The organism is Bradyrhizobium sp. BLXBL-01, from assembly GCF_051853025.1.
Classification (GTDB): Bacteria; Pseudomonadota; Alphaproteobacteria; order Rhizobiales; family Xanthobacteraceae; genus Bradyrhizobium.
Window position 1 is genome coordinate 2,409,642 of record NZ_CP182471.1, and the last position, 13,468, is coordinate 2,423,109.

At 59.6% G+C, this 13,468-nt stretch carries 7 protein-coding genes and 6 pseudogenes; 4 read left to right on the plus strand and 9 right to left on the minus strand.

The genetic code is table 11. The features are described 5' to 3' along the window. Positions 1 to 18 precede the first annotated feature (18 nt). Together ACNJYA_RS10855 and ACNJYA_RS10860 are read left to right on the plus strand one after the other, a co-directional pair. Entirely contained in the window at positions 19 to 306 is a 288-nt protein-coding gene (locus ACNJYA_RS10855) for a hypothetical protein (protein ID WP_439402840.1), read from the plus strand. A 702-nt stretch (positions 307 to 1,008) separates the two neighbouring features. Next, the gene (locus tag ACNJYA_RS10860) at positions 1,009 to 3,480 is read left to right on the plus strand and encodes a putative bifunctional diguanylate cyclase/phosphodiesterase (RefSeq protein WP_439402841.1); all 2,472 of its coding nucleotides are present in this window, start codon (positions 1,009 to 1,011) and stop codon (positions 3,478 to 3,480) included. A gap of 98 nt (positions 3,481 to 3,578) precedes the next feature. On the opposite strand, the pseudogene ACNJYA_RS10865 reads toward ACNJYA_RS10860, so the two are convergent. The 9 genes and pseudogenes from ACNJYA_RS10865 to ACNJYA_RS10905 form a co-directional block, all read right to left on the minus strand. Next, positions 3,579 to 4,436, minus strand: a pseudogene (locus tag ACNJYA_RS10865) (polysaccharide deacetylase family protein). Positions 4,437 to 4,649: 213 nt separating this feature from the next. Continuing rightward, positions 4,650 to 5,217: pseudogene (locus ACNJYA_RS10870) on the minus strand (tyrosine-type recombinase/integrase); the annotation flags it as partial. A gap of 132 nt (positions 5,218 to 5,349) precedes the next feature. Next, positions 5,350 to 5,655: pseudogene (locus tag ACNJYA_RS10875) on the minus strand (IS91 family transposase); the annotation flags it as partial. Between the two features lie 16 nt (positions 5,656 to 5,671). Beyond that, positions 5,672 to 6,519: pseudogene (locus ACNJYA_RS10880) on the minus strand (tyrosine-type recombinase/integrase); the annotation flags it as partial. Between the two features lie 188 nt (positions 6,520 to 6,707). After that, entirely contained in the window at positions 6,708 to 6,872 is a 165-nt protein-coding gene (locus tag ACNJYA_RS10885) for a hypothetical protein (RefSeq protein WP_370141679.1), read from the minus strand. Positions 6,873 to 7,245: 373 nt separating this feature from the next. Beyond that, positions 7,246 to 9,078: an ABC transporter ATP-binding protein gene (locus ACNJYA_RS10890; protein ID WP_439402842.1), complete on the minus strand. Its 1,833-nt coding sequence runs from the start codon at positions 9,076 to 9,078 to the stop codon at positions 7,246 to 7,248. 573 nt (positions 9,079 to 9,651) lie between these two features. Further along, positions 9,652 to 10,794, minus strand: a complete 1,143-nt coding sequence (locus ACNJYA_RS10895) for a redoxin domain-containing protein (protein WP_439402843.1) — start codon at positions 10,792 to 10,794, stop codon at positions 9,652 to 9,654. Positions 10,795 to 11,268: 474 nt separating this feature from the next. Then, positions 11,269 to 11,854, minus strand: a pseudogene (locus ACNJYA_RS10900) (DDE-type integrase/transposase/recombinase); the annotation flags it as partial. Positions 11,855 to 11,987: 133 nt separating this feature from the next. Continuing rightward, on the minus strand, positions 11,988 to 12,314 hold the full coding sequence (locus ACNJYA_RS10905) for a hypothetical protein (protein WP_439402844.1): 327 nt from the start codon (positions 12,312 to 12,314) through the stop codon (positions 11,988 to 11,990). A 229-nt stretch (positions 12,315 to 12,543) separates the two neighbouring features. On the opposite strand from ACNJYA_RS10905, the gene ACNJYA_RS10910 reads away from it, so the two are divergent. Together ACNJYA_RS10910 and ACNJYA_RS10915 are read left to right on the plus strand one after the other, a co-directional pair. Further along, positions 12,544 to 12,993, plus strand: a complete 450-nt coding sequence (locus ACNJYA_RS10910; RefSeq protein ID WP_439403425.1) for a hypothetical protein — start codon at positions 12,544 to 12,546, stop codon at positions 12,991 to 12,993. Positions 12,994 to 13,252: 259 nt separating this feature from the next. Next, positions 13,253 to 13,465, plus strand: a pseudogene (locus ACNJYA_RS10915) (DoxX family protein); the annotation flags it as partial. Positions 13,466 to 13,468 lie beyond the last annotated feature (3 nt).

A 13,468-nucleotide genomic window follows, 5' to 3' on the forward strand; every position in this document is an offset into this window, starting at 1 on the left:
GTGGCGCCCTGTGGTTGGATGCCCGCAATACGCGTTGACGATAGATCTTCGGTATATTCGCCCGAAGTCGACGTCAGCAGCGCAACGCCTGCCGAATTCAGGCCGCTGACTCAGCTTCCCGCAGCTGGAGCCAAGCTCAAGATCTTTCATGGAACGTGGCAGACGCATTACTTGCGCCTGCTCGGCAATCCGTTAACGAGGGAGGCGATGCAATTTGCAGGAAAGCCCGCAACCAAGTCGGTCACGGCGCAACCATTGAAGGTCGGCAAGGATGCTGTTTGTGGCTTCAAGGAAGGGGCGCGCTGATCTCGCTATCAGATACCAAAATTGAGCGAACCCACTAAAGCTCCTTAGCCAAGCGGGCTATCGCGACGGATTATTGATTGCGGATTGCTCTAATGGAAGGCTGTGCGGTCAGGCGATAAAGCACGAGGTGGGCCGCTCCGAGCTCCTCGATCGGTGTGCCGCAAGCAGGGCAGTGGTAGTTTCCTCGGATGCCACGTTCGTACGTAAGCTCAAGACGGCAAAAACCAGCGCCGCATTCCGAGCACGTCGCATCACTCTTTCCTCGCGCTGGCAGTCGTCACATTTCTTTAACATGCGCTTAGTTATCCCGCATCTCCCTGGGACGGTCCTTCAAGCACAATTAACATTGAGGATTTGCTGGCGCCTGCGCCGTCGGCAAATGGTAGTCGTACAAATCGGACATCCGCGAAAAATTTCGCGCGCAACGACGAGCGCTCCTTCGTAGAATGCGTGACGGTCAAATCATTCGTTCGAAGATTCTCCTCGTCACAGGGGTGCTGGCAAACGCTTTTCGTCGAATTATGCATTATCGCCGCGGATTTTCTGCGTTATGAGTCTTGAAGTCAGTCGCGCCTCATGTTTCAGGCAACGGCATCGATCAGCAGGGGCCGAACGCGACCGTCTCGTCTTTTAAGAGCGAATTAAGCCAAGCTGGATTTGATGCCGCCCGGGCGCAGGAAGCTTAGGTGAGTGGGGCGTGTGATGAGTGCTGCCAACGAGCAATTCGCGGAATCAGATACGAGGCTGTTCAATGACATGCCGGTCCTGCGACGCAAGTGGCAGGCTGCGCTCAAGCCCGGCGAAACGCTTCCCCGCTACGAAAATGTGCTGCTGGGGAGCCTCGGGCGGCTTGCCGATCATCTTGTGCTGCTCAGGTGTGACAATGGCGCGTTTGCCGTTTCGCGCACTGGTCGCTATGCTCAGAACTGGTTGGGCGAGGCCCGTTGGGACATTCCGCTGGATGCGTTGCGTCCAGATTGCGCGACAGCCCTCACGGGGGCGGCCTCGAATGCGATTGCAAACAACCATCCCTATCTGGCAACCGCTCATTGCGTGCACGCCGGCATGGTGCGGACCTACGACGTGCTGGCGCTGCCGACCTTATCGCGTTGGGGCGGTACGCTGGTCGGCGTCTATGTCAACGAGCGCGCTACAGAATACAATTTGATCGATGCAATCTTTTGCAAGACCGACGATGGCGTTATCTCGCTCTCAACCGTTCGCGATCCCGCAGGCAGACCATTTGATTTTCAAGTCGTGCACCACAATCAGGCAGCAGCAAGGCTCCTCGGTGTTGAAGAGGGCAGCCTGTTGTGGCAGCGCCTTGGCAATTCAGACCATCTACTTTGTTCGAAGGAGGTGATGGAGCGGTTGGGCGCCGCGGTCGCGGATGATTTCGGTGACCAGTTCGAGATCGAATACGGTGATCAGAGCCTGCGCTTGCGCCTCAGTGCCTTCGGAGACATCGTGTCCGTGGTCATTTCCGACGTTACGTCGTTCAAGCGCCGGGATGCCTCGTTCAGGTTGCTGTTCGACAGTAATCCGATGCCGATGTGGGCGTTAGATGCCGTGACAATGGACTTCGTAAGGGTCAATGACGCGGCAGTGCAGCACTATGGCTATGCTCGCGAGACCTTCCTGCGAATGAAGGTTCAGGAGATCTGGCCAGACGACGAGCGGGTCAGCTATACGCGGGCGCTGCGAGAAGCGGGCGACATCTCTCAGTCCGAACATCCCTGGCGCCATGTCAGGGCTGATGGCACTGAGATTTCTGTGCTGACCTTTGGGCGGCGCCTCATGATCGAGGGACGCGAGGGCTATCTGGTTGTGGTGGTCGACATCACCGAACGGCGCAAGGCCGAGGCCCGCATCGCCCATATGGCACTTCACGACGGGTTGACCAACCTCGCAAACCGCGCGCTCCACCAGAGGTGGCTCGGAGAGGCGCTCGAAAGGGCTAATGCAGCTGGCAACCGCGTCGCGGCGCTGTGTATAGACCTCGACCTCTTCAAGAACGTCAACGATTCGTTCGGCCACCTCATCGGCGATCACCTGCTCGAGCAAGTGGCCGACCGGCTGCGGTCCAAGGTAGCCGGCAACAATTTGGCGGCACGGCTCGGCGGCGACGAATTTTCGATCATTCTCACGGATGATACCTCGCCGACGCATGTGAGCCAATTCGCGGCTGACCTGATCAGGACGTTGAGTGCGCCTTATGAGATTGACGGCAACCAACTCATTATCGGTGCCTCGGTCGGCATCGCGTTGTCAGCAGGCGACGGCACCAGCAGCGCCGAGCTGATGCGTAATGCCGATATGGCGCTCTATCGCGCCAAAGAGGATGGCCGCGGAACGCATCGCTTTTTCGAGCGGGAGATGGATCAGCAGGTGCAGCGGCGGCGCGAAATGGAGCTTGATTTGCGCCGCGCCTTTGCCAGCAACGAATTCGAGCTGCACTATCAGCCGTTGATTGACATCGCGAGCGACAAGATCTCAGGTTTTGAGGCCCTTCTGCGCTGGCCGCACCCAGGGAAGGGCATGATCTCACCGGCCGAGTTTGTTCCCCTTGCGGAGGAAATCGGGCTGATCGTGCCCCTCGGAGAATGGGTGCTGCGCGATGCCTGTAACGAGGCGGCAAAGTGGCCTTCGGAGATCAAGGTCGCGGTCAACCTGTCGCCGGTGCAATTCCGTAGCCGCAATCTGGTTCAGGTGGTGATTTCAGCGCTGGCGAATTCCGGCTTAGCCCCGAAGCGGCTCGAGCTTGAAATCACCGAATCGGTGTTTCTGGCGGAGACGGAGGCAAATCTTGCGATCCTACACCAGCTCCGCGAGCTCGACGTCTCCATATCGCTGGATGACTTTGGAACGGGCTATTCGAGCCTCAGCTACTTGCGCAGCTTTCCCTTCGACAAGATCAAGATTGATCGCTCCTTTGTGAAGGATCTGGCGAAACGCTCCGATTGCGGGGCTATCGTGCGGGCGATCTCGGGCCTTGGCCGGAGCCTCAACATCACGACGACAGCGGAAGGGGTGGAGACTACGGAGCAGCTCGATTGGCTTCGTGCCGAGGGTTGCAACGAGGTGCAAGGATTCTTGTTCAGCGGCGCCAGGCCAGCCGCCGAAGTGGGGCAGCTCTTGTTTCGCTTTGGCGCAAGGGCGTCCAGGGCGGCATGATCGCCGTACAGCAGGAACAGCTTCGTCACGTTGAGGCTTCGCATATCGAACCCGATTAGGCCGCGAGGTCGCCCGTAGCCGTCTCTGCCCCCAGGAGTTCATCTCCGACACTTCTCGCGCGCCTTCACTGCGGGAAGGCGTGGTGCCAAGACGTCAATGGGGCCTTCAGCGCTCTTGGCGGCAGCCGGCACCGGATGCACGATCCGATACCCGTTCTGATGCACGTAGCGCAGGAACGCAGGCAGCATGGCCGCCGGCCGCGTCTGCGCATCATGCAGCAGAATGATGCCCTTACGAGCGGCCTCAAGCCGCTTGATCAGGATTGTGAGCTCCTGCTCTGGAGTTATGTTCTCCCAATCGCTCGCCCAAAGGTCAGCTCGGAACACGACAATTCCGCGCGCCTGCAAGAGATCGAGCGTCGCTGGTGTCGCGTCGAAGTAGGGGAACCGGAAGAACGGCGTCGAGGGCATTTGGTGGACCCACCGTTGAGCGCCATTTCGACGGCGGCGATACCGCGCTCGATGTCCTCTTTAGCCTGCTCGAACGAGATTTTCGACATCATCGGATGCGACCAGCTGGGGTGCGCTACGGTGTGGCCCTGGGCGGCCATACGCCGCACGAGCTCGGGAAATTCCGCCGAGGATCGACCGACCAGAAAGAACGTGGCTCGCGCGCATTCCTGTGCGAGCGCAGCCGGCACCTTATCCGTGTTCGGCGTCCCGGTCCGTCATCGAAGGTGAGGACGAATTCATGGTCCGCCAGAGGAAGCGTCTCGGGAAAGTTCTTCAGCCCCCACCCCGCGGGAAGAGTGCGGCATCTACAGCGAGCACCCGCGCCGTGCCGAGCGCATCCCGCCGATTGCGGCTAGAGGCGTCTGTCACGGCAGTACCGGTGAGCAACGCCAGCACAGCGCAGCCGATGCCAAAAGCTATTCTAGGCAGGCGCAACTCTGTCATTGCGCTTTAGTGCGACCTTGATTGTTGGTGAGGCCCGTGGTCCCCAGCAGCCTATCTGATCGGCATCGCGGGATTTCGGCGCATCGAGGCTATGTCGTGCGTAAAAAGGTCGTCGAACGTCCGTTATCCGTTCGAACGGCTCTTGCTGCCTGTCTTGCTTAAGCTCGGGGTAGGCGGCTTTTCGCGCAGCCGGGGGCCTGGAGGGGCGCTCGGTCATGCCGCCGCTTTCAAGCGCTTCTTAGTTAACATGGAGCGCACGAACTTGTCCCACTTTGCCATACCGGCACGCTTCTCGGGCATGTAAGCGGTCGTAGTTTAGAGCTGACGTCTTGCAGCGCATGATTTTGCAGACGATCTCTAATTTCCTTCGACACGCCGGCTTTGCCGGCCAGAGTCGTGAAGGTTCGCCGCAGTTCCCGGTTCGTTGCATTGTGGATCACGCCGCGGTCCCGCTGGCGCCAAACGAAGCTATAGAGCGTACCGTGGCTCACGGGCTTGGATGCGTCCTTCGCTGAGGGAAAGAACCAGCCGTACTTATTTTGGCTTGATCGACGCAATCAGCTCGGCGGCACTGGGACGGCGTGCGGCTGAAGGTTCTTGATCCTGGACCAGTCGATGATCCTCTCCGATGCATCCCAATGATCGACATGCAGCCGAGCGATTTCCTCGACGCGCTGACCGGTCAGCATGATCAGCTGCACAGCGCAAGGATAGAAGGGATGACTGGCGTATCGGGGCATTCCAGCCAGGGATAGAGTTGCACGAACTCTTCCTCACTAAGGTGCGTCGGCAGACGTCAGCATAGACGATGTTGTGGATAGCGAAGGACTCGTTTCGCAAGTGCCGCTTGATGTTCTCGGGGTGACGTTCCCCTTGGGCAGCGAGCTTCAGCAGCAATCTCTCTGGCCGGCGCTGGCAAGGTGAAAACGACGTGGAAATACGGCACGGGAAGGAGTTCGGCCTGTCGCTCGGCAAGCCATTGCGCGCGCGCCGCGCCCTGGCACTTCGGACAGTGCCGATTGCGACTGGAGTTGTAGACGATGCGCGTCGCACCGCAGTGGTCGCATTGCTCGACGTGGCCACCGAGCATGGCCGTCCGACACGCCGTGATAGCACCCATCACGCGTCGCTCGACACGGCCGAGGTGACCGGCATACGCCTGTCGAAAGGCTTCGCCGTGGCGGCGGAATATGTCCGCCACCTCCAAAGCCGGACCCATGATACCCGATCAGCCGGGGAGCGATCTCCAATCGCAGCCGGTCAAGCGGACTCGGGGTCTGGCTGATCGTTTTGGTGGCAATCTGGGCGTAGCGTGCCGCGCTTTGCAGGCTGGCATGGCCTAGCAACACCTGGATGACACGAATGTCGGCGCCGTTCTCCAGAAGATGGGTCGCAATACTGTGCCGTAGCATGTGCAATCACGCGCTTGTTCAGACCGGCTGCGATGTGGGCCGAGCGGCATGCCGCGTGCAGCACGGTCGCATCAAGCGGCCGCTCACTGTCGCGGCCGGGAAATAGCCAGCGTGTCGGTCGGGTTAGCCGCCAATAGGCCCTTAGAATCTTCAGAAGCTGCGGCGAGAGCATGACGTAACGGTCCCTGCCGCGTTTGCCTTGTTCGATTCGGATCAACATCCGCTGGCTGTCGATATCCGCGATCTTGAGAAAAACCACCTCGGACACGCGTAGTCCTGTGGCATAGGCGGTCGTCAACGCTATGCGGCTCTTTAGGCTCGGGATCGCCTCTAGAAAGCTCACCACCTCGTCGGCACTCAACACGACAGGCAGCTTGCGTGGCTCCCGCGTAGGTGATGCGCTCCGGGATCGTGCTGTGGCCGATCGTCATCCTGTAGAAGATTCGCAAGGCACAGACGATCTGGTTGAGTGCTGGCCATGATATCCCCGTCGCCACCAGATCAACCTGGAACGCGTGAACGTCCTCCAAGCCCAAATGGCCGGGCGCTCGGCCAAAATACCGGCTGAACTTCGATACTGCGTTGAGATATGATCGTTGCGTCGCGGGCGACAAATTGCGGACCGTCATGTCCTCGATAATGCGTCGGCGGAGAGGGCTCAGCTGGGCCATCGGAAAACCTCCTGTCTGAAGGGGCTCTGAAAACTCTCGATCCTCTCAGATAGGAGGCGGCCGTTACCACCTCTCCTCAAATGCCCGCCAGCGGCTTCGTTCAATCCCCAATCGATTCACAACCCCATCCCGCTTTAGCGGCCCCACTTACCTGTTCTGACCACGTTGGCGCAAGTCGTTACGGTCCCCTACGCCTGGGCAGAAATCAGATGCGAACTCGACTGAAGAACTCGTAGTGCCAGTGAGGCATGCTCATGCTCGGGCAGGCGCGCAAGTATGATGTGCAGGCTCGCCTCGACGGCGATGCCGTCGAGATCGAGCCGCAGCGGCAGGGTGTTGATGAACAGGGCCATCGCGCGGCTGCACCGGCACCGCCATGTATGCGGCCGAACCGTACCGTGCCGAACACCATCTGCTCACGGGCGCTGCTGCGCGCCACCACCTCCCCCACACGAGGTGGCAGAGGCTCGCCAGGGTCACACTAAGCCGCCACGCCTGGCCGCGCACCCGGGCATCCTGCGGCAGCGTCCGCCGTGCCTCCGTAATCCCGCTGCCGTCGCCGCGGACCTCGCTTAAGCCGAACGGCCGGCTCGGCTCAACCATAACTGCGAGCCCTTCATGCGCCTTTGCATCAACGCTCACGCGCTCCGTCACTAGATTGAAAAAGGGATGTGGAACTATCAGGCCATGCTCATGTCCCTCCAGTACGGCCAAATAGCACCAGGGCTATGGAGATGCGGCCAGCCATGTTTTAGGCGGGCCTTCCGCCGAGAGCGGACCGAACTCAATGGCCTGCCGCTCGAACAAACTGCGATAGATGCCGTCGGGTTGCACGATCAGTGCCCGATGCGTGCCCTGCTCGACGATCTCGCCGCGATCGAACACCAGGATGCGGTCGAGGCCGCGGACCGTTGACAGGCGGTGCGCGATTACGATCGAGGTGCGGTCCTTCATCAGCCGTTGCATCGCCTCTTGGATCAGCGCTTCCGATTCCGAATCCAGGCTCGACGTCGCCTCGTCCAGGATCAACACTGTCGCATCGGCGAGGAACGCGCGCGCCAGCGCAACGCGCTGCCGCTCGCCGCCCGACAGATTTACGCCGCGCTCACCCACCAGTGTGCCGTAGCCCTTCGGCGATCGTATGATGAATTCATGCGCATTGGCGAGCCTCGCCGCCTGTTTGATCGCCGCCATGCTGGCGCCCGGTCGGCCATAGGCGATGTTTTCAGCCAGCGAGCGGTGAAACAGGATCGGCTCCTGCTGCACGATCGCGATCTGGCCGCGCAGCGACTGCTGCGTGGCCAGCGCGATGTCCTGCCCGTCGATCAGGATCCGGCCGCCGGAGACGTCGTAGAGCCGCTGAAGCAGCTTGACGAACGTGGTCTTGCCGGAGCCGGAGCGCCCGACCAGACCGATCCGCTCGCCGGCCCGAATGTTGATCGACAATCCGTCGTAGAGCGGCACGCGATCGCCGTCATAGAGGAAGGTGACGTCCTCGAACGTGATCCTCCCGGCGTGAATGTCGATCGGCTTGGCGTCGGGGGCATCGACAACGCCGATCGGCTCGCCATAGATGGTAACCAGTTCCTCCATGTCGTTCACCGAGCGCTGCAGATTATTGATGTGCATCCCGACGTCACGCAAATAGGCGTGGATGATGTAATAACTTGTCAACACATAGGTGACGTCGCCCGGAGAGGTGCGCCCCGCTATCCACAGCAGGATGGCGCCGCCGATCACCGAAGCACGAAAGCACAAGAGCATTACGAGCTGCATCGTACTCGTGCCGTTGGACCGCAGCCAGGTGCGCTGTACCCGCGCCCGCCAGCGTCGGACGACACCGTCAAGCCGCACATCCTCACGCGCCTCAGCACCGAAGGATTTCACCACAGTATTGCAAGTGAGCGCGTCCGCTAGCGTGCCGCTGACTTTGCTGTCCCATGCGTTGGAGACGCGCGCCGCCGGCGCGATGTAGCCGATCGTGAATGCCGTCGTGATGGCGACATAGATCACTGCGCCGAGGCCGATCACGACGCCGAGCTCGGGCCAATGCAGGCCGAGCAGGATCGTCGAGCCCACGAGCACCGCAAGCGACGGCAACAATGCCATCAGGATCGTATTGTTAAGCAGGTCGAGCGCCCACATGCCGCGGGTGATCTTGCGCACGGTCGAGCCGGCGAACGAGTTAGCATGCCAGTCGGTCGAGAAGCGCTGCACGCGCATGAAGGCCCCACGGGCCACATCCGACATGGTCTTCAGCGTGAACGGCACGATCGCCTGCAAGCCCGTAAACCGCAATATAATTGAGAGCAGACCAAGGGCGAGGGTACCAGCGAACGCAATCAGTGCTGCATGTCGCGCCGCTTGGTCGGAGGGGCCCGACGTCAATGCATCCACCAGACGGCCGGAATAGACCGGCATGAACAGGTCGGCGACCGTCGCACCTAAGAAGCCGACGAGGATAATCGCGGCACGCACTGGCTGCTTCAGCCAGTGCTCCAACGCAAACGGGAGAACCAAGCCGATTGCGGCGGGTCGTTTGTCATCTTGACTGGTCATGGCGCTATGGGTTGTGGCACTCGCGGTGTGAAATCCGTTCGATCCTGACCCGATGTGCCCAATGCTTGGCGCGGCGTGCGAGGATGCGACAAATGCCCGGAGTCTGGGGCCGCGGCCGAACTCTTCTACCCATTTCACCCACTCTTCGCGTAAACGCTTAACTTAAGCGCCTCACGCTTTGCGAGCTCCTCGGGCTGAGAGCATCGATCTGAGACATCGGCCAGCCTTGCGCGATCCGAGCTTGTGTGAGCCAGGTAGGCGGGATCGGCGTCACTCATCTTGGCCCGTCTTCAGAAGCGTGTCCACGTAGCTCCGGCCTCGGCCACGGCTGTACGCAAAGGTGCATATGAAGGAAGTTTCAGCATATGACCGCCAGAGACTTTGCGTTATGGGGTCGCGGCGCGACTTCACCTGGAAGATCACCTCCGCGTCGATCCGGATGGAGGTCATAGCAATCGAACTTCCAACGTGCCACAAACGATCCACCGCCGTGCTCGCTGATCGTTAATTGCCAATGGCCCATCGAATAAATGGACGAATTAACCAGTGAGCAGCTCAGATCGTTATCCTTTTTCATCTTCTCTCCTCCGGCGCTTGCGCTTTGGTACTTTGCGAGACTCCGGGTTGCGGAGTCGCACAAAGAGACCCATAGCAAGCCTTCTGACTCTTGTAGTTGGCCAGCGTTTGGACCAATTCCGACATAACCTGCTGTTTCAGGCTGTCCGGGATAGGTTCGGGACCGTCCAGCGACTTCAGCGTCACCTCGATCAACTCGATCGCGCGATCCCTGTTGCCGCTCTCGTAATAATACTGAGCGACCGCCGGATAGGACGAGAACTTGGAGGCCTCGCCGCGTTGCGGACGATTTATTGCCAGAATGTGTTCGGATAACTCATTGCCCATCGCAAAGCGCTCGGCCTGCGGCAAATGAGAGTTGTCATTCGCCGGATCAAAGAGTTGGCGCAGCGCTCGGGCCATCCACATCGTGGATTTTTTGTTGATCGCGTCACGAACCAATTGGCGCATCACTGGCAGGCCGGCCTGCAAGTCGCGCATTTTGTGAAGCAGCAGATCCGCATGGAGCACGCGGAAGTTCACGTCATTCGGCAGAACAGCGACAGCTTCTTCGACCACCGAAAGCGCCTTCGCCCAATCCTGCGCCTTCACCGCCGGGATCAGTTTGGCGAAGATCGGCATTGTGCGTTCGCCGTTGGCGATCCGCTCTGCATCGGCGGCTTTCGCTTCATCGCTGATGCGCCAGCTGCCGGTCAAAATCTTCGGCAAGACGTCTTCGAGTTGCGTCGGGGAGCCGATAAAGGCGATGTGGCCATCACGGTCGACGACGAACGAGGTGGGAATCCCAATAGAAAAGCTGGAATCCATCCAAAGCTTGTCCATTTCGCGTGTATAGTCGAACCCGACCCGGTAGTTGAGATTCGGCAACTTTTCGGTCAACCATGCGTCCAACTTGCTTCGGCCCTCTTCCGCTGTTTGAGCGCGCTCACGAGATGCTATTCCGAGGACCTCAACTCCGCTTTCTCTATATTTCTCTTGCAGCTGTACCAGATCGGACAGCGCCGCCACACACGGTGCGCACCAAGTTGCCCAAAATTCGACGATGTACATTTTCCCGGGCTGGAAGCTCGTGAGGGGCTGACCACGCAGCCAGTTCTCCACCTTGATCGGGGGAGCTGGGGATTCTAAGCCCAGCGCCATGTTACGCTCCAAAGTTATTGTCAGAGGCTGCGCGAGGTTTTGTGCTAGCTGATCTCCGACCGAGAGGGGTGGTGCCTTGGCGTAGACGGCCTGCCGAGCGAGATCCGTAGCGAATGTCGGTGTCGCCGCGCTAAGCGCGACGACACACAAAGTCACAAGGAACAAGCTCGTCCTCTCACAAGCGGGCCACATCGGTTCAAGGAAGGAGAGCATCGCTCGACTCGCGTTTGGGTGCGCTCAGCACTTTCAGTACTGCTGCACCCTATTAGCAACGTCCGTGCCAGCATCGTCTGCGCGCATTAAGTGCCTAATTGCCCATGAATAGCTCAACGGCAGTTCATCGCGACCAGTGTTTTGAACCCGACGGGCTTTGTGCCGCTGTCGGAATTTGAACAAGAGTTGCGCACTTCGCGCCGCCAAAAAACTGATTTGATGTTGTGAGCCACCGAACAGAAACTTGGTAATCCCAGTCCCCTAAATGTTTAGTCCCGGCATTTTCTGGAGCGGATTGAGGGTGAATCGTTCTGGCTCTTCTGTCCAGGCCCTGCAGATGAACTCGAACGGTGAGTCTCGCGTGGGAACGCTTGACCGTGGCGTCCTTGATCGTTCGGTTCATGCGCTCGACCTGACCATTGGTCCAGGGATGTTTGGGCTTGTTGAGGCAATGTTCGATGTAGTTACGGGCGCAGGCCACGACAAAAGCATGCGCCCAGAAGAGCTCCTTCCGCTCGATCTTCTCCTTGATGTCAGCCGCGGTCCAACTGTCGCCGGCCGGATCGGTGAAGTGAGTGCCATTGTCCGTGAGGACGGTGTGAACCTTATAAGGCAAGGCCTTGATGAGATTCTGCAAGAGGTCGGTAGCGACGCGCCTGGTAGCTTTCTCTGGGTAGGTGAACTTCGAGGTACGATCGATAGCGACCAGGAGATAGAGCCGGCCTGGGCGGTGCGGACCTCAGCTACGTCGACGTGGAAGTAGCCGATTGGATAGCTCTTGAAACTTGCGTTTGATGCCTTTGCCATCTTCCACGTCCGGCAGCCGCGAGATGCTGTGGCGCTGAACAGCGATGAGCGGGTCAGGTGCCATTGCCTCTATTTCTGGCTCTGGCCCATGGTAGATTCGAAGGGCATTTATGCGCAGATCAACATCGTTGGTGATGCGCTGTTCTCAATGCGCGATCGTGTAGGTCCGCTGTTCACGCCTTCTCTGTAATTCGCAGCAGATGAGAGGCGCGGGTCTCAATGACGGCCCGGATCGTCTTCAAAATTGCGTGGGTGATGCCTGCCTCTTCCAGCTCCAGGAGGAGACTGTCGGCCGCGCTTCTGATGCCGTCCGCGGTTTCTTTGATACCCTTCATGAGAAGACGTTGTGCGGCGCGTGTTGCGGGAACGAGTGTCAACCAGTGCTGCAACTGAATCGTATCCGGCACCGAGCGCCCGCCAATCGCCATGGCGAGCTTCTTTGCCAGTCGCGGGTAAGCGGCTGTGCAGACGACGTCATAAAGCGGGGCGAGGTCCGGCACCTCGCCTCGATAGAGCAGGGCATAGTTCTTCCCATGTGCGTCGGCATTGCCGACGACAGCCTTTTTCCTTGAGTTCAGTTCGGCGGAAATACAGAGTGCGGCCGCTCGCGGGCGCAGCGCATTGACGGCGTTGGTCTAGCTTGGGATTGTCGTCTTCATCCCTGCTTCAACGCAGCCTCTGCTTACGCTTGTCACCCTCGGCGCGCTCCTCAATATCCAGATCGCTGCAATTGTCGCCATTTATGGAGCACTCGCTATTGCATTGACGTGGATTTCCACGCGTCAGGCCCGGGCGTTCCTGGATGCGGCAGTCGAAGCCGGACAGGAGAATGCTCGGTTCATCGGCAACGTCCTGAACGGGATGGACACGTTGCGGCATTTCGGCAGTCAGTCCTGGATGAACAAACGCTTTATGGTGAGAGAGCAGGAGGTTCGTGATAACTGGCGAGCCTACGTGTTGCGACGACTACCCTACATCGCCGTGCTCGGGTTCGCCGTCGCGCTTCAATTTGCGGTCACGCTTCTCCTTATACCTGAATACTACGGCCGACGCGGTCACCATCGGGGATATGGTACTGTTCAATACGCTCTACTTCAGCTCAATATGCCCTTTAAAGACGCTTGCGAGGGCGATCTCCGACGTGGCGCGGTCGCGAGCAGCCCTTATCCCTCTAGGTAGACTGTGGGCCGCACCAGAAGAGCGGCAAGCGCCTCATGCTCAAGCTTTCAAGCCCTCCGCTAGCCAGCTCTCTTTCGAGAGTATTCGTTATGCTTACGACAACGGTCGCGGCGTTACCGACGTCTCGTTTAAGGTACGCCTCCGTTGACGGCCGCCTTGTTTGACGGAGGCCAGCGCTGCAGGTCCTAGGGGTAATCCTAGGAGAAGCGCTATGACGATTTCGCGGGCAGAGGTGATCACATCGGTCGAGCGGCGGCGCGGCATTCTATTGCCAGCTGCGACCCGGATCATGCCCGGCCTCACCGTGCTCGCCGCGCTCGGCTGCTCGGTGTTGCAAGTCTTTGCTATCGTCTTCCACGTTTCACGTGGCGAAGCCGCCATCACGCCGCTCAACTTCGTCCTGCTAGCGCTTTCCGCGTTCGTGTTATGGGGCCGCGGCCGGAAGGCGCCAATATCGCCGCGGCGGGCGTGACGA

What these genes read in the sequence shown, in the direction of transcription:
- ACNJYA_RS10855 (WP_439402840.1), top strand. Translation starts at nt 19, where the DNA reads ATGCCCGCAATACGCGTTGACGATAGATCTTCGGTATATTCGCCCGAA.
- ACNJYA_RS10860 (WP_439402841.1), top strand. Translation starts at nt 1,009, where the DNA reads ATGAGTGCTGCCAACGAGCAATTCGCGGAATCAGATACGAGGCTGTTC.
- ACNJYA_RS10885 (WP_370141679.1), bottom strand. Translation starts at nt 6,872, where the DNA reads ATGGCCCTGTTCATCAACACCCTGCCGCTGCGGCTCGATCTCGACGGC.
- ACNJYA_RS10890 (WP_439402842.1), bottom strand. Translation starts at nt 9,078, where the DNA reads ATGACCAGTCAAGATGACAAACGACCCGCCGCAATCGGCTTGGTTCTC.
- ACNJYA_RS10895 (WP_439402843.1), bottom strand. Translation starts at nt 10,794, where the DNA reads ATGGCGCTGGGCTTAGAATCCCCAGCTCCCCCGATCAAGGTGGAGAAC.